The following is a 15,766-nucleotide window of genomic DNA, read 5'->3' on the forward strand; positions in this document are numbered from 1 at the left end:
GGTGATTCGGCTGGGATGATCGGTTCATGATGCGATCCGGCGAGCACGCGTACCTCCTCGACAACCGGCAGGCCGAGGCGGGCCAGCGCTTCGACGCCTTCTCCGTCCTCTTCGACCCGACGACGTTCCGGCACATCGAGCGTCTCGGCATCGGTTCCGGCTGGCGCTGCTGGGAAGTCGGGGCCGGGGGCACGTCGGTGGTGTCGTGGCTCGCGCGGAAGGTGGGGCCGACCGGGCGGGTCCTCGCCACCGACATCGACACGTCCTGGCAGACCGCCGCGCCCCGCACGCCCGTCGAGGTGCGCCGGCACGACGTCGGGGTCGACGAGCCGCCCGCGGAGAGCTTCGACCTCGTGCACGCGCGGCTCGTCCTGGTCCATGTGCCGGACCGGGAGCGGGCGTTGGCGTCGATGATCCGCGCGCTGCGCCCCGGCGGCCGGCTCCTCGTCGAGGACGCCGACCCCGCCCTCCAGCCCTTGCTCTGCCCGGACGAGACGGGCCCCGCGCAGGAGTTGGCCAACCGCCTGCGCCACGGCTTCCGTTCCCTCCTCGCGGAGCGCGGCGCCGACCTGTCGTACGGGCGCAAGCTCCCCGGTCTGCTGCGCGCGGCGGGTCTGCGCCAGGTCGAGGCGGACGCCTACTTCCCGCTCGCGTCCCCGGCCTGCACGGCCCTGGAGACGGCCACGGTCGCCCAGATCCGCTCGCGGCTCGTCGAGGCGGGCCTCGCCACGGACGAGGAGATCGACCGGCACCTGGCCAACGTGGCGGAGGGCTCCATGGACCTGGCGACCGCCCCGCTGATCTCGGCGTGGGGGAGGAAGGCCTGACCCGGGACAGGAACGCGGGCTCCACGCGCGCGTGCGGCCGCGCGTGGAGCCCACCTCCCCCGACAGCGCGGGACAGGGCTCAGACCGGGCGTACGCCGCTGAGCGCGCCGTGCGGATCGAGGACGTACTTGCGGCTCGCGCCCTGGTCGAACTCCGCGTAGCCGCGCGGGGCGTCCTCGATGCCGATCACGGTCGCGTTGACGGCCTTCGCGATGTGCACGCGCTCGTGCAGGATCGCCATCATCAGACCCCGGTGGTACCGCATCACCGGGCACTGCCCCGTCGTGAGCCGGTGGCTCTTCGCCCAGCCGAGGCCGAGCCGCACCTTCAGCGTCCCGGTCCGCGCGTCCTGGTCGACGCCGCCGGGGTCGTCGGTGACGTACAGACCCGGGATGCCGAGCGCGCCACCGGCCGCCGTGAGCCCCATCAGCGAGTTGAGGACGGTGGCCGGTGCCTCGGGCGCGTCCGGGCCGTGCGCGCGGGCCTCGAAGCCGACCGCGTCCACGGCCGCGTCCACCTCCGGAACGCCGAGGATCTCCGCGACCTGCTCCTCCACGGTGCCGCGCGTGAGGTCGACCGTCTCGCAGCCGAAACTCCGTGCCTGCGCGAGCCGTTCGGGGTTCAGGTCCCCGACGATCACCACGGCCGCGCCCAGCAGATGCGCCGACGCCGCCGCCGCGAGCCCGACGGGACCGGCCCCGGCCACGTACACCGTCGAACCGACCGTGGTGCCCGCCGTGACCGCGCCGTGGAAGCCGGTCGGGAAGATGTCGGAGAGCATCGTCAGGTCGAGGAGCTTCTCGCGCGCCTGGTCGGCGTCGGGGAAGCGCAGCGCGTTGAAGTCCGCGTACGGGATCATGACGTACTCGGCCTGACCGCCGACCCAGCCGCCCATGTCGACATACCCGTAAGCCGCCCCCGGGCGGGCCGGGTTGACGTTCAGGCAGATGCCGGTCTTGCGTTCCTTGCAGTTGCGGCAGCGCCCGCAGGCGATGTTGAACGGCACGGAGACGATGTCCCCGACGCCCAGGAACTCGACGTCCGGGCCCTTCTCGACGATCTCGCCGGTGATCTCGTGGCCCAGGACGAGGCCCTCGGGCGCCGTGGTGCGGCCGCGCACCATGTGCTGGTCGCTGCCGCAGATGTTCGTGGCGAGCACCTTGAGGATCACGCCGTGTCGACAGACCCGGCCCACGTTCTCCCGGGCCACCCCGGGCCCGTCCTTCAGCTCCAGCGTCGGGTGCTCGATGGTCCTGACCTCCACCGCGCCCGGCTTGAGATATGCGACTGCCCTGTTTCCGCTCATGCCTGATCGCCGTCCCTTCGGCTCCGTGACTCGTCTACGGCGGATGCTCCGGCTGTGCGCACGGGGGAGTCTGCTACCGAAACGGCGTTCTGAGGAGCCCTGCCGTACGGGGGCGTTGAAGCCTCGACGAGCCGTCGAGCCGGCGGCGCCCGAACGGCACAGGCCGTCCAGTGGGAGGAGGGGCGGGGGCCGTCTAGGGTGACGGGCCATGACCACGAACGAACCGCTCGCGGCGGCCCCCGGCTCCTTCGCCGTCCACGTCCCCGACGCGGACCTCGAACCGGAGCCGCTCGACCCCGCCCAGATCGTCTCCGGCGCCCCCGAGGTGACCGGCAAGGTGCTGTGGGAGTCGGCCGACGGCAAGCAGCTGCGCGGCATCTGGCAGATCACGCCCGGCGTGGTCACCGACACCGAGGCCAACGAGCTGTTCGTGGTCGTCAGCGGTCGCGCCACCGTCGCCGTCGAGGGCGGCGCGAGCCTGGAACTCGGCCCCGGCACGGCCGCCGTGCTCCGCGAGGGCGACCGCACGACGTGGACCGTCCACGAGACCCTGCGCAAGGCGTACCACATCACCTTGCCCTGAGCCGCGGACGAACTCCCCGCCCCGCTAGGGCTGGTGGGCCCGCCGCGTGAACAGCGCCAGCGCGCCGAGCGGCAGCAGCAGGCAGGCCGCCACCAGATTCAGCCACGCGTAGCTCGCCGTCGCCACCACCAGGCCCGCCGCCGCGCCGCCGATCCCCGCCGACAGGCTCGTCGTCAGATCGGACAGCCCCTGCGCGGCGGCCCGAGCGGCCTGCGGCACGGAGTCGGTGAGCAGCGCGGAGCCCGCGACGAGCCCCGCCGACCAGCCGAGCCCCAGCAGGAACAGCGCCGCCGCGCTCTGCCCGTGCCGCCCGCCCGCGGTCCCGGCGAGCAGCGCCGCGCACGCGAGGAGGGCCACCGCGAGCCCGATCACCGTGAACCTGCCGAACGCGTCGGCGAGGCGGCCCATCACCGGGGAGAACGCGTACATGCCCGCGATGTGGACGCTGATCACCAGCCCGATCAACTCGATGCCCGCGCCGTGGTGTTCGAGATCGACCGGCGTCATCGACATCACGGACACCATCGCCGTGTGCGACACCGCCACCGTCACGAGCGCGAGCCGGGCGCGCGGCGACTCCGACACGGCCCTGAACCCCGCCCGGACGGAACGCGCGGCGGGCGACTGCTCCTCGGCGGGCGCCAGGGCCCGCGCGGTCAGCAGCGGATCGGGGCGCAGCAGCAGGTGCACCACGACCGCCGATATCAGGAACACCCCGGCCGCCCACACGAAAGGCCCGGCCTCCGCCGGTATGCCGAGCCCGGAGACGCTGCGGCCCGCGGGCGCCGCGATGTTCGGCCCGAGGACGGCGCCGATGGTGGTGGCCCACACGACCGTCGAGATGGCGCGGGCCCGCCGGTCGGGCGCGGCGAGGTCCGCCGCCGCGTACCGCGCCTGAAGGTTGGCGGAGGACGCCGCGCCGAACCCCATCAGGCCGATGAGCAGCAGCGGAAAGTTCTCGATCACCGCGGCGGCGACGGTCACCACGGCCCCGAGCGTTCCGATCAGATACGCCAGCACGAGGCCGGCCCGCCGCCCGCGCGCGTTCATCAGCGCGGCCAGGGGCACGGAGAGGACGGCGGTCCCCGCGACGCTCGCCGTGGACGCGAGGCCGGACAGCGCCTCGTCCCCGCTGACCTTCTTGGCGAGCACGGCGGCCAGCGCGATGCCCGTGGCCGTCCCGAGGCCGCCGAGTATCTGCGAGGCGACGAGCACGCGCTGCGTCCGCCGCTGCAAGCCCTCGTCCGGGGACGGCGCACCGGCCGCCACGCCCCGCACGAGTCCGGCCGCGTGCCCGACCGGCCCGCTGCCGTCGGTGGGCGCGAGCCCCTCGGCCGTCCCGCCGTCCGCGACCGGTGCGCCGTCACCGGCCGAGCCGCCGTCCGGCGCGCGCCCGTCCCGCGCGGACGCGTCCTTCCGACGCCGCAGCCGTCCCTCGTCCGTGCTCAACGCGCGACCCCGCCCCTCTCGACCCCACGGGCTCCCGGGGCCCGCCCCCGTCCGCTCCGCCCCAGGACCGTCTCAGAACAGCGGCTCGGGCAACACCCCTTCGAGGGCGAGCAGCTTCCGCTTCGTCTCCAGACCACCCCCGAAGCCGCCGATCCCGCCGTCCCGCTCCACGACCCGGTGGCACGGCACCACGACCGGCAGCGGATTCGCCCCCATCGCCGCGCCCACGGCCTGCGCGGCCCCCGGCTGCCCGACCCGGCGGGCCAGATCCCCGTACCCGACGACCGCCCCGAACGGCACCCCGGCCGCCAGCTCGCGCAGCACCTCCCGGTTGAACCCGGTGATCAGCGACCAGTCGAGCGGCACGTCGAAGTCGCGGCGCCGCCCCGCGAAGTACTCGGCGAGCTGCCGTATCGCCTCGGCGAGCAGGGGTGAGCCGGGCGCCTCCACGGGCTCGGCCCCGAGCCTGGAGCCGAGCCGGTCGAGCGCCTCGTCACGCACCGCGTCGGTCGCGTGGAAGACCACGTGCACCAGACCGGCGTCCGTCGCGGCCAGCAGGAGCGGGCCGATGTCGCTGCGCACGACGGCCCACACGGCCTGCCGCGCCGCGGCGGGAGTGCTCTCGCTCTGCCCAGTGGCGTTCATGCCGACCACGGTACGGCCGGGCACTGACAACGCCCCCGGCGTCAGCCGCCGAGGGCCGCCCGGACCACGTCGGGCGCGTTGCTGATGATCCCGTCGACGCCGTAGCCGGCGACCCGCTGCGCGTTCGCGGCGTCGTTGACGGTCCAGGTGTACGACTCCAGCCGCTTGCCGTGCGGGCCCTTGAGCGCGTGCACCGCGTCGATGTAGTCCTTCGAGATCGTCGTGTTCGACGGGTTGATCTGGTCGGTGAACTTCGCGTACGCGGGAAGCTCGGACACCGCGGGCGTGCCGAGGAAGCCCGTCTTGATGTCCGGACGCCGCTCGTGCACGGTCCGCACGCTGTCCGCGCTGAAGCTCTGGATGACCAGCCGGTGTTTGACGTCCCAGTGGTCCAGCCAGCCGTCCGCGCGCAGCTGCCGCAGGATCTGGGCCTCGATGCCCGGGTACAGCTCCGGCGCCTTGATCTCCATGAGCAGCTTCTGGTGGTTGCGGTCCACGCGTCGCAGATACTCGTGGAGCGTCGGGATCCGCGCGCCCGTGAACTGGGCGCCCTTCCAGCTGCCGGCGTCCAGCTTGGCGATCTCGGCCGAGGTGAAGTCCGCCACGTTCCACGGCGCGCGGTCGGGGTACACCTGCTCGACGTTGGTGGTGCGCGCCAGCGTGGTGTCGTGGATGACCACGAGGGCGCCGTCCTTGGTGCGCTGCACGTCGTTCTCGACCCAGGTCACCCCCAGGTCATCGGCCTTGTCGACGGCTGCGAGGGTGTTCTCGGGGGCGTAGGCGGAGGCGCCCCGGTGGGCGACCACCACGGTTCTGCCGTGGTCGGCGGCGGCCTGTGCGGGCGTGGGCAGGACCAGGACACCGATGATCACGGAGCCGGCCACTGAGGTCAGTGCGGATGCTGCGCGTGCGTACAAGTCTGCTCCTCAAGCGTCGTGTGATCACGGACGGTATGAGGTTGACAGCTGAGAGCGAACGATAAGTAGGCGCAAGATGGTCACGAGTTGAACGGCGGTGACCGAGTGCAACCGACCCCCGTGTCGAGCACCCGGAATCTTTGCCGGAAAATCGTTCGGGCGTTCTCGCGTGCGCTTTAATCTCGGGAAAACAGGCGGAAGGGCTGCCACATATGCAGGGCACGGTCGACGGCTTCAGTTATGGGCTCGTCACTCCGGTGGTGGCGTATGTCATGGCCTGCCTCGGAGGCGCCCTGGGGCTGCGCTGCACCACCAGGTCCCTGCTCGTCGCCCACACCTGGCGGATGGGCTGGCTCGCGCTGGGCTCCGCGGCGATCGGCTCCGGGATCTGGACCATGCACTTCATCGCGATGATGGGGTTCAGCGTGGAGGGCGCGCCCATCCGCTACGACCCGCTGACCACGTTCGCGAGCCTGGGCGTGGCCATCCTGATGGTCGGCATCGGCGTGTTCATCGTCGGGTACAAGGGCGCGACCGGCACCGCCCTGTTCACCGGGGGCACCATCACGGGCCTGGGCGTGGCATCGATGCACTACCTGGGAATGGCCGGTATGCGTCTTCACGGAACAATCAGCTACAACACGTTCACCGTGGCGGCCTCCGTGGTGATCGCGATGGCGGCCGCGACCGCCGCCCTGTGGGCCGCCGTACAGGTGCGCGGCATCATGTGGAGCATCGGCGCGAGTCTCGTCATGGGGCTCGCCGTCTCCGGCATGCACTACATGGCGATGGCGGGCGTCAGCGTCCACGTGCACACCCATTCCACCGGTTCCCCCGGCGGCGACTCGGCGGCCTCGATCCTCGCGCCCATGCTGATCGGCCCGCTGAGCTTCCTGCTCCTGGCCGGCGTGGTCGTCATGTTCGACCCGATGCTCGTCACGGGCCGCCCCGACTGGCGCGACGCACGGGCCGCCGAGGCCCGGCTCGGCACCCCGGCACCCACCGTCACGCGTCTGCGCCGCCCCCTGGGCCGGCCCGGCCAGCGTTCCCCGCAGGACTCGCGCGCCCCGCAGGACTGGTGACCGAGGAGCCCCTGGGGGCCGGGCGCGACGGCGGTTCGGACCCGGTTGTCAGTGGTGGGTCGTACGGTGGATTCCATGCGGCCCGTATCCAAGATCGAACGCACGGTGGCACCCTTCGAGGTCGTCAGCCCGTACCAGCCCAGCGGTGACCAGCCCGCGGCCATCGCCGAGCTGGAGAAGCGCGTCAGCGGCGGCGAGAAGGACGTCGTCCTGCTCGGCGCGACCGGCACCGGCAAGTCCGCCACCACGGCGTGGATGATCGAGAAGCTCCAGCGCCCCACGCTCGTGATGGCGCCGAACAAGACGCTGGCCGCCCAGCTGGCCAACGAATTCCGCGAGCTGCTGCCGAACAACGCGGTGGAGTACTTCGTCTCGTACTACGACTACTACCAACCCGAGGCGTACGTCCCGCAGTCGGACACCTACATCGAGAAGGACTCCTCGATCAACGAGGAGGTGGAGCGCCTGCGGCACTCCGCGACGAACTCGCTGCTGACCCGCAGGGACGTCGTCGTGGTCGCCTCCGTCTCCTGCATCTACGGCCTCGGTACGCCGCAGGAGTACGTGGACCGCATGGTCCCCCTGAAGGTCGGCGACGAGATCGACCGCGACGAGATGCTGCGCCGCTTCGTCGACATCCAGTACACGCGCAACGACATGGCGTTCCAGCGCGGCACCTTCCGGGTCCGCGGCGACACCATCGAGATCTTCCCCGTCTACGAAGAGCTCGCGGTCCGCATCGAGATGTTCGGCGACGAGATCGAATCGCTCTCCACCCTGCACCCGCTCACCGGCGAGGTCATCAGCGACGACGAGTCGCTGTACATCTTCCCGGCGACCCACTACGTGGCGGGCCCCGAGCGGCTGGAGCGCGCGGCCAACGACATCGAGAAGGAGCTGGAGGAGCGCCTCGCCGAGCTGGAGAAGCAGGGCAAGATGCTGGAGGCCCAGCGCCTTCGGATGCGGACCACGTACGACCTCGAGATGCTCCGCCAGATCGGGTCCTGCTCCGGCGTGGAGAACTACTCGATGCACTTCGACGGCCGCGAGCCCGGCTCCCCGCCGAACACGCTGCTCGACTACTTCCCGGACGACTTCCTGCTCGTCATCGACGAGTCGCACGTCACCGTGCCGCAGATCGGCGCCATGTACGAGGGCGATGCCTCCCGCAAGCGCACCCTCGTGGACCACGGCTTCCGGCTCCCGTCCGCGCTGGACAACCGCCCGCTCAAGTGGGAGGAGTTCCAGGAGCGCATCGGCCAGACCGTCTACCTGTCGGCGACCCCCGGCACCTACGAGCTGTCGCGCGCCGACGGCCACGTCGAGCAGATCATCCGCCCCACCGGCCTCGTCGACCCGGAGGTCGTCGTGAAGCCCACCGAGGGCCAGATCGACGACCTGGTGCACGAGATTCGTACGCGCACCGAGAAGGACGAGCGCGTCCTGGTGACCACGCTCACCAAGAAGATGGCCGAGGACCTCACCGACTACTTCATCGAGCTCGGCATCCAGGTCCGCTACCTGCACAGTGACGTCGACACGCTGCGCCGCGTCGAGCTGCTGCGCGAGCTGCGCGCGGGCGAGTACGACGTCCTCGTCGGCATCAACCTGCTGCGTGAGGGCCTCGACCTGCCCGAGGTCTCCCTGGTCGCGATCCTCGACGCGGACAAGGAGGGCTTCCTGCGCTCCGGCACGTCCCTGATCCAGACGATCGGCCGCGCGGCCCGCAACGTGTCGGGCCAGGTCCACATGTACGCCGACAAGGTCACCCCGGCGATGGAGAAGGCCATCGACGAGACCAACCGCCGCCGCGAGAAGCAGATCGCGTACAACGAGGCGAACGGGATCGACCCGCAGCCGCTGCGCAAGAAGATCAACGACATCGTGGCGTCCATCGCGCGCGAGGACGTCGACACGGAGGCGCTGCTCGGCACCGGGTACCGCAAGGGCGGCAAGGACGGAAAGGGCGCCAAGGCCCCCGTCCCGTCGGCGGGCAAGGCGGGCAAGGCGGACAAGGGCGCGGCCAAGAAGAAGCGCGGCAAGGCGGACGAGGCGGCTCCCACGGACCGCCCGGCGGCCGAGCTCGCCGAGCAGATCGAGGAGATGACCGACCGCATGCGCGCGGCCGCCGCGGACCTCCAGTTCGAGGTCGCGGCACGGCTGCGCGACGAGGTGTCGGAGATGAAGAAGGAACTGCGGCAGATGAAGGAGGCGGGCATCGCCTGACCTGCCACGACGGGCGGGGCGGCGGGGGTGTGTTGCAACACCGCCACAAAACCCCGCCCGCGGTGGCGGCGCTGTCAGTGCCGCCCTCTAGGGTTTGGCCCAACCGCGCATTCGCCGCGGCAACAGGGGACGGTCCGAGAGGGGACAGCGCGTGGGCATCGACTTGACCAAGGGTCAGGCCATCAGCCTGGAGAAGCAGGGCGGAGGCAGCCTCACCGCCGTGAGGATGGGGCTGGGCTGGCAGGCGGCCCCCCGGCGCGGCCTGTTCGGCACCCGCACGCGCGAGGTCGACCTCGACGCGTCGGCGGTGCTCTTCGCCGACAAGCAGCCCGTGGACGTGGTGTTCTTCCGCCACCTCGTCAGCGACGACGGCTCCGTGCGGCACACCGGGGACAACCTGGTGGGCGGCGCGGGACAGGGCGGGGACGACGAATCGATTCTCGTCGACCTGGAGCGCGTCCCGGTCCACATCGACCAGATCGTCTTCACGGTCAACTCCTTCACGGGACAGACCTTCCAGGAGGTGCAGAACGCGTTCTGCCGTCTGGTCGACGAGACGACGGGCCAGGAACTCGCCCGGTACACGCTGGACGGCGGCGGGAAGTACACGGCGCAGATCATGGCGAAGGTGCACCGGGACGGCGCGGGCTGGAAGATGACGGCCCTCGGCGCGGCGGCCCAGGGCCGCACGTTCCAGGACCTGATGCCCTCGATCCTGCCCAGCCTGTAGCGGACCCACGATGGCGGCCGAACTGGTGAGGGGCCAGAACCACCCCCTCACCCAGACCCGTCTGGAGATCCGGGTGTCGGCCGGCCACCCGGTCGTCGCGGGCGCCACGCTCGCCGACGACCGGGGCGCCGTCCGCGGCGCGGACCGGATTGCCCACCCCGGCGCGCCCGCGCTGCCGGGCCTCGACGTCCCGCGCGACGCCGCGGCCGACCACCGCCTCGCCGTCGACCTGGACGCGGTACCGCGCGACGTGCACCGCGTCACCGTGCTGCTCGCGCTGCCCGTGGGCGGCGGCGGGCCCGCCCGGTTCGGCGCGGCGGCGGTTCCGTTCCTCGCCGTCACGGGGCGGGACGGCACGGAGCAGGCCAGCTACACGATCACCGACCTCGACACGGAGTCGGCGGTCGTCGCCCTGGAGCTGTACCGCAGGCAGGGCGCCTGGAAGGTGCGCGCCGTCGGCCAGGGCTACGCGGAGGGTCTCGCCGCGCTCCTCGCCGACCAGGGACTGCCGGACGCGCACGCACTCGCGGGCACCATCCACGACGCCGTGGCCCGGGGCCGCGCGACGACGGCGACGTCGTCGCGCGCGGCCGACGAGACGCACGTGCGCGCCGCGGCGACGGCGGGCCACGCCTCCGGAGCCCTGCCGCCCACGTCCCCGCAGGCGCCCGCCTCCGGGCCTGGCGGACCGGTCGACTACACGCACCCCGGCCGCCGCCCCACCGCGCCGTCCACGCCCGCGCGGCAGCCCGAGGCGCCGGTCGCCGGGGACGCGACGGGGTGGACGCAGGAGGAGCGGCTCTACAACCAGGTGTGGGGCATGTTCGAGGACCTGGCCCGCACCACGGCCGCGTACCGGGGCGCCGTGGAGTTCGCCGACTCCCGCATGGAGCAGGAGCTCGACCAGGCCCTCTCCGACCCGCGCGGCCGTCTCGGCGGGCAGGGCGACGCCGCGCGCGAGGCGGCCCGCGCCAAGCACGGCGCCCTCGTCGACCGCGCGAGGGAAGCGCTGGACCGGGACCTGGCGCAGCTCGCCGCCGAGGCCGAGGTCGTCGAGCCCGCGCTCCCGGCGGCGTACGCGGGCTGGGACAGCCCCTGCTGGCATGCCTACCGCAGCCCTCTGGAGACCCCGATGGCCGTGCGCCTCGGGGAGCTGAGCCTGCCCGAGAGCGAGAGCGCCGGGCTGCGCGTCCCGATGCTCGTCCGGCTGCCGCTGGAGCGCGGGCTGTGGATCGACGCGGGGGCCTCCGCAGCCGACGGCCTCACCGACGCCGACGCGCTGCGCGCGCGTGCCGCCCGGATCGCGGTGGTGCACGCGGCGCGGCTGCTGGCGGCGTACCCGGCGGGCGCGTTCAGCGTGCACGTCGTCGATCCGGCGGGCACGGCGGCGGGAGCGCTCGCCCCGCTCGTGGACGCGGGCGTCCTCGCCGGGCCGCCGGCCAGGGGAGCGGCGGGCGTCGCGGAGACGCTGACCCGGCTGACCGAGCGCGTCGACCTCGTGCAGATGGCGGTGCGGGCGGGCGCGGCCGACGCGCTGCCGCCGGACCTGGACGTCGCCGAGCAGCTCCTGATCGTGCACGACTTCCCGCACGGCTTCGACGACCGGGCCATCACCCGGTTGCGCTACCTGGCGGACGAGGGGCCGCGGGTGGGCGTGCATCTGATGCTCGTGGCCGACCGTGCGGACGCCGCCGAGTACGGGCCGCTGCTGGACCCGCTGTGGCGCTCCCTGCTGCGCCTGACGCCGGTCCCCGACGACCACCTGGCCGATCCGTGGGTGGGGCATGCGTGGACGTACGAGCCGTCGACGGTCCCGCGGGGCAGCGGGATCCTGCGTCAGGTGCTCGCGGAGGTGGCGAAAGCCCGTCGCGAGAGGGGCCTCTGACCTGCGGACTTGGGGACCGCTTTACCTTTCCCTTTACCTTTCATGGGTATATCCAGTACGCTCCTTGACGCGGAGGGGAGTACTCCAACGCGGCGTTCCCGTCAGTACGGACGACAGGCTCGAAAACCTGCGATCCCGGGGCGTCGGCCCGAGTCGCGCTCATGCGCTCGGGTGGAAGAGACCTCCGGCAGCGACGACGCTGATCAGTAGCCGTACGACGCCGGAGGCGCAGTAGTGGACGTATCGATGACTGTGTGGGTGCTGACCGTTCTCGGTCTGTGCGCCCTCATCGCGGTCGACTTCTTCATCGGGCGAAAGCCCCACGACGTATCGATCAAGGAAGCGGGCATCTGGACGATCGTCTGGATCGTGCTCGCCGTGCTGTTCGGCATCGGTGTGATGCTCTGGGGCAGCAGCCAGGCCGGTGGCGAGTTCTTCGCGGGCTTCATCACCGAGAAGTCCCTCAGTGTGGACAACCTCTTCGTCTTCATCCTGATCATGGCGAAGTTCTCGGTCCCCACCCACCTCCAGCAGCGTGTGCTGCTGTTCGGTGTGCTGATCGCCCTCGTGCTGCGCGCGATCTTCATCGCGGCCGGCGCGGCGATCATCTCCAGCTTCTCGTGGGTCTTCTACATCTTCGGCGCCTTCCTCCTGTACACCGCCTGGAAGCTCATCAAGGAGGCCATGGCGGACGAGGAAGAGGAGGAGTTCGAGGAGAACCGCCTCCTGAAGTCGATCGAGAAGAAGTTCGGCGTCGCGGACCAGTACCACGGCACGAAGCTCTTCATCCAGCAGCACGGCAAGAAGGTCATGACGCCGCTTCTGGTCGTCATGCTCGCCATCGGCATGACCGACGTGCTGTTCGCGATGGACTCGATCCCGGCGATCTTCGGCCTGACCCAGGACCCGTACATCGTCTTCACCGCCAACGCGTTCGCGCTGATGGGTCTGCGACAGCTGTACTTCCTCATCGGCGGACTGCTCAAGAAGCTGGTGCACCTCAGCTACGGCCTGTCGGTGATCCTCGGATTCATCGGCGTGAAGCTGATCCTGCACGCGCTGCACGAGTCCGGGGTGCACGTACCGGAGATCTCCATCCCGGTCTCGCTCTCCGTCATCTGCGGCGTGCTGATCATCACGACGATCACCAGCCTCATCGCTTCGAAGAAGCAGGCCGAGCGGGAAGCGGCCGAAGCGGCTCAGAAGGACAGCATCGAGGCCTGACGGCGTCGAGCGTAGGAATTACCAGCACCGGGAGCGGTGCGCGGCCGATTGCCGCGTGCCCCTCCCGGTGCTTCTTTGTGCCCTGAGCGCGTCCCGCCGGGGCGCGGGAGCACGACGGGGGAGGACCCCATGAAGTTCGTCCAGATCATCGACTTCGAGTCCCAGCGGTTCGGCGAGATGCGGGAGCTGCTCGACGACTTCGAGCAGCGGATGAAGGGCACGGAGGGCGGCCCCACGCACCGCATCATGCTCAAGGACCGGGACACCACGGGCCGCTATCTCGCGATCATCGAATTCGAGTCCTACGAGGACGCGATGCGCAGCAACGAACTCCCCGAGGTGGCCGAACTCAACCAGCGGCTGTCGGCCCTGTGCAGCCGCCCGCCGGCCTTCATCAACTGCGACCTCAAGGACATGCGCGAACTCAAGTGACGCCACGCGCGCGGCGCCCCGCCTCCGCCGGGCGCCGCCGCCTCCCCGGCCGCTGAAGTCGCGCCCCCGCCGCGCCACGGGCACCATCGATGAATGATCACCAGAGTCCGGGCGCTGAGCACGCAGTGGACCGTGGTGGTGCCGCTGGTCGCGGTCGTGCTGCTCGCGTTCACCTGGGGGCGTGAGCTGCCGGGTGCCGTGGTCGCCGTCGTCGCGGTGGTGCTCGCGGTCTCCGTCCTCGCGGCCGTGCACCACGCGGAAGTCGTCGCCCACCGGGTCGGTGAACCGTTCGGCTCGCTGGTGCTGGCCGTGGCCGTGACCATCATCGAGGTCGCGCTGATCGTCACCCTCATGGCCGACGGCGGCCCCAAGAGCTCCACCCTCGCCCGCGACACCGTGTTCGCCGCCGTCATGATCACCTGCAACGGCATCGTCGGCGTCAGTCTGCTCGCGGCCGCGCTGCGGCACCGCGTGGCGATCTTCCAGTCCGAGGGCACCGGCGGAGCCCTCGCCACCGTGGCCACCCTCGCGACGCTCTGCCTGGTCCTGCCGACCTTCACCACCAGCAAGCTCGGCCCGGAGTTCTCCACCTCCCAGCTGGTCTTCTCGGCGGTCTCCGCGCTCGTCCTGTACGGGCTCTTCGTCGCGACGCAGACCGTCCGCCACCGCGACTACTTCCTGCCGATCACCAAGCACGGCGAGGTCATCGACGCCGACGACCACGCCGACGTGCCGAGCACCCGCACCGCGCTGCTCAGCCTCGGCCTGCTCGGGCTGGCGCTGGTCGCCGTCGTCGGACTGACCAAGGGCGTCTCGAAGACGATCGAGCAGGGCGTGGAGGCGGCGGGCATGCCGCAGGCCGTGGTCGGCGTGATCATCGCGCTGCTCGTGCTGCTGCCGGAGACCATCGCGGCGCTCCGGGCGGCCCGCAGGGACCGCGTGCAGACCAGCCTCAACCTCGCGCTCGGCTCGGCCATGGCCAGCATCGGCCTCACCGTGCCGGCCGTCGCCATCGCCTCGTACTGGCTGACCGGGCCGCTCGTCCTCGGGCTCGGCGCCACCCACATGGTGTTGCTCGCGCTGACCATGGTGGTCGCGACCCTCACCATCGTTCCGGGCCGCGCCACACCGCTCCAGGGCGGCGTGCACCTGGTGATCCTGGCCGCGTACATCGAACTCGCCGTCACGCCCTGACCGCCCTGCGAACACCCTCTTCGGGCGCCGGCGGCGCCGTGATAGACCCTCAAGGAGCAATCGCTCTTCTACGGAGGTCACCGTGCCGCGCACTCTCGCCAACGCCCCGATCATGGTTCTCAACGGCCCGAACCTGAACCTGCTCGGCAAGCGCCAGCCGGAGATCTACGGCCGCGACACCCTCGCCGACGTCGAGGCGCTCTGCGTGAAGACGGCCACCGCGCTCGGCGCGACCGTGGACTTCCGGCAGTCGAACCACGAGGGCGAGCTCGTCGACTGGATCCACGAGGCCCGCGAGAACCACGTCGGCATCGTCATCAACCCGGCCGCCTACTCGCACACGTCCGTGGCGATCCTGGACGCGCTCAACACCTGTGACGGTATGCCCGTGGTGGAGGTCCACATCTCCAACATCCACCAGCGCGAGGAGTTCCGGCACCACTCCTACGTCTCGTTGCGCGCCGACGGCGTGATCGCCGGCTGCGGCGTGCAGGGCTACGCGTTCGGCGTGGAGCGGGTCGCGGCGCTCGCCGCGCCGGGGGTGGCGCAGGCGTAAAAACGCAGCCTATAGGTGGGCCGAAACGAAACGGCCCACCAAAGAGGTCACCAACCCCGCTCGCGCCACTCCTTGAGGTGGGGGCGCTCGGCGCCCAGCGACGTGTCGCCCCCGTGGCCCGGGTAGACCCACGTCTCGTCCGGCAGCGTGCCGAAGATCTTCGTCTCCACGTCCTCGATGAGGCTCGCGAAGGCCTGCGGGTCCTTCCACGTGTTGCCCACGCCGCCGGGGAACAGGCAGTCACCGGTGAAGACGTGCGGGTGCCCGTGCGGGTCGTCGTAGACCAGCGCGATCGAACCGGGCGTGTGGCCGACCAGGTGGCGGGCCGTGAGCGTGATCCGGCCGAACTCAATGGTGTCCCCGTCGGCGACGGCGACGTCCGTCGGCACCGGGATGCCCTCGGCGTCGTCGCGCCCCGCGTACGTGCGCGCGCCGGTGGCCTCGACGACCTCCTGGAGGGCCTGCCAGTGGTCGCCGTGCCGGTGGGTGGTGACGACGGCCGCGATGCCGTCCTCACCGATGAGGCGCAGCAGCGTGTGCGGCTCGTTCGCGGCGTCGATCAGGAGCTGCTGATCGGTCGCGCGACACCGCAGCAGGTACGCGTTGTTGTCCATCGGGCCGACCGCGACCTTGGAGATCATCAGGTCCTGCAACTCGTGCACGTCCGCCGGGCCGCCGACCTTCACCGCTCCGCTGTACGTCATGGATTC

General features: G+C 71.4%; 15 protein-coding genes. 10 read left to right on the forward strand and 5 right to left on the reverse strand.

Annotated features, from left to right (window positions below):
- Window positions 1–26: 26 nt before the first annotated feature.
- Window positions 27–827: a methyltransferase domain-containing protein gene (locus ACYBSK_RS08570; RefSeq protein WP_457476279.1), complete on the forward strand. Its 801-nt coding sequence runs from the start codon at window positions 27–29 to the stop codon at window positions 825–827.
- A gap of 79 nt (window positions 828–906) precedes the next feature.
- On the opposite strand, the gene fdhA is transcribed toward ACYBSK_RS08570, so the two are convergent.
- A complete protein-coding gene (gene fdhA / locus ACYBSK_RS08575) occupies window positions 907–2,133 on the reverse strand; it encodes a formaldehyde dehydrogenase, glutathione-independent (RefSeq protein ID WP_457476280.1) in 1,227 nt (408 codons plus the stop codon).
- Between the two features lie 208 nt (window positions 2,134–2,341).
- Between fdhA and ACYBSK_RS08580 the strand changes: the two genes are divergently transcribed.
- Window positions 2,342–2,716, forward strand: a complete 375-nt coding sequence (locus tag ACYBSK_RS08580) for a cupin domain-containing protein (protein WP_460245677.1) — start codon at window positions 2,342–2,344, stop codon at window positions 2,714–2,716.
- A gap of 24 nt (window positions 2,717–2,740) precedes the next feature.
- On the opposite strand, the gene ACYBSK_RS08585 is transcribed toward ACYBSK_RS08580, so the two are convergent.
- The 3 genes from ACYBSK_RS08585 to ACYBSK_RS08595 form a co-directional block, all read right to left on the reverse strand.
- Window positions 2,741–3,994 (reverse strand): MFS transporter, encoded by a 1,254-nt coding sequence (locus ACYBSK_RS08585; protein WP_460246982.1) that lies wholly within the window; start codon window positions 3,992–3,994, stop codon window positions 2,741–2,743.
- 243 nt (window positions 3,995–4,237) lie between these two features.
- Entirely contained in the window at window positions 4,238–4,810 is a 573-nt protein-coding gene (locus ACYBSK_RS08590; protein WP_457476282.1) for a methylated-DNA--[protein]-cysteine S-methyltransferase, read from the reverse strand.
- Window positions 4,811–4,851: 41 nt separating this feature from the next.
- Window positions 4,852–5,727, reverse strand: a complete 876-nt coding sequence (locus ACYBSK_RS08595; RefSeq protein ID WP_460245678.1) for a glycerophosphodiester phosphodiesterase — start codon at window positions 5,725–5,727, stop codon at window positions 4,852–4,854.
- 212 nt (window positions 5,728–5,939) lie between these two features.
- On the opposite strand from ACYBSK_RS08595, the gene ACYBSK_RS08600 reads away from it, so the two are divergent.
- The 8 genes from ACYBSK_RS08600 to aroQ all read left to right on the forward strand — a co-directional run bounded on the left by ACYBSK_RS08600 (window position 5,940) and on the right by aroQ (window position 15,056).
- The gene (locus tag ACYBSK_RS08600) at window positions 5,940–6,809 is read left to right on the forward strand and encodes an MHYT domain-containing protein (protein WP_460245679.1); all 870 of its coding nucleotides are present in this window, start codon (window positions 5,940–5,942) and stop codon (window positions 6,807–6,809) included.
- Window positions 6,810–6,884: 75 nt separating this feature from the next.
- Window positions 6,885–9,035 carry an excinuclease ABC subunit UvrB gene (gene uvrB, locus ACYBSK_RS08605; RefSeq protein ID WP_460245680.1) on the forward strand — a complete coding sequence of 717 codons (2,151 nt, stop codon included), beginning with the start codon at window positions 6,885–6,887 and terminating at the stop codon, window positions 9,033–9,035.
- A gap of 163 nt (window positions 9,036–9,198) precedes the next feature.
- Complete coding sequence (locus ACYBSK_RS08610) at window positions 9,199–9,765, forward strand: TerD family protein (RefSeq protein ID WP_457481685.1); 567 nt, start codon at window positions 9,199–9,201, stop codon at window positions 9,763–9,765.
- Between the two features lie 10 nt (window positions 9,766–9,775).
- Window positions 9,776–11,650 (forward strand): TerD family protein, encoded by a 1,875-nt coding sequence (locus tag ACYBSK_RS08615; RefSeq protein WP_460245681.1) that lies wholly within the window; start codon window positions 9,776–9,778, stop codon window positions 11,648–11,650.
- A gap of 234 nt (window positions 11,651–11,884) precedes the next feature.
- Window positions 11,885–12,874, forward strand: coding sequence for a TerC family protein (locus ACYBSK_RS08620; protein WP_457476287.1), 990 nt, complete (start codon window positions 11,885–11,887; stop codon window positions 12,872–12,874).
- 129 nt (window positions 12,875–13,003) lie between these two features.
- Window positions 13,004–13,306, forward strand: coding sequence for a hypothetical protein (locus tag ACYBSK_RS08625; RefSeq protein WP_457476288.1), 303 nt, complete (start codon window positions 13,004–13,006; stop codon window positions 13,304–13,306).
- A 93-nt stretch (window positions 13,307–13,399) separates the two neighbouring features.
- A complete protein-coding gene (locus ACYBSK_RS08630; RefSeq protein ID WP_460245682.1) occupies window positions 13,400–14,500 on the forward strand; it encodes a calcium:cation antiporter in 1,101 nt (366 codons plus the stop codon).
- Between the two features lie 82 nt (window positions 14,501–14,582).
- Window positions 14,583–15,056: a type II 3-dehydroquinate dehydratase gene (gene aroQ, locus ACYBSK_RS08635; protein ID WP_460245683.1), complete on the forward strand. Its 474-nt coding sequence runs from the start codon at window positions 14,583–14,585 to the stop codon at window positions 15,054–15,056.
- 47 nt (window positions 15,057–15,103) lie between these two features.
- Here aroQ and ACYBSK_RS08640 read toward each other — a convergent pair whose 3' ends face one another.
- Window positions 15,104–15,760 (reverse strand): MBL fold metallo-hydrolase, encoded by a 657-nt coding sequence (locus ACYBSK_RS08640; RefSeq protein ID WP_460245684.1) that lies wholly within the window; start codon window positions 15,758–15,760, stop codon window positions 15,104–15,106.
- Between the last annotated feature and the right edge of the window lie 6 nt (window positions 15,761–15,766).

Source organism: Streptomyces sp. BYX5S, from assembly GCF_054724165.1.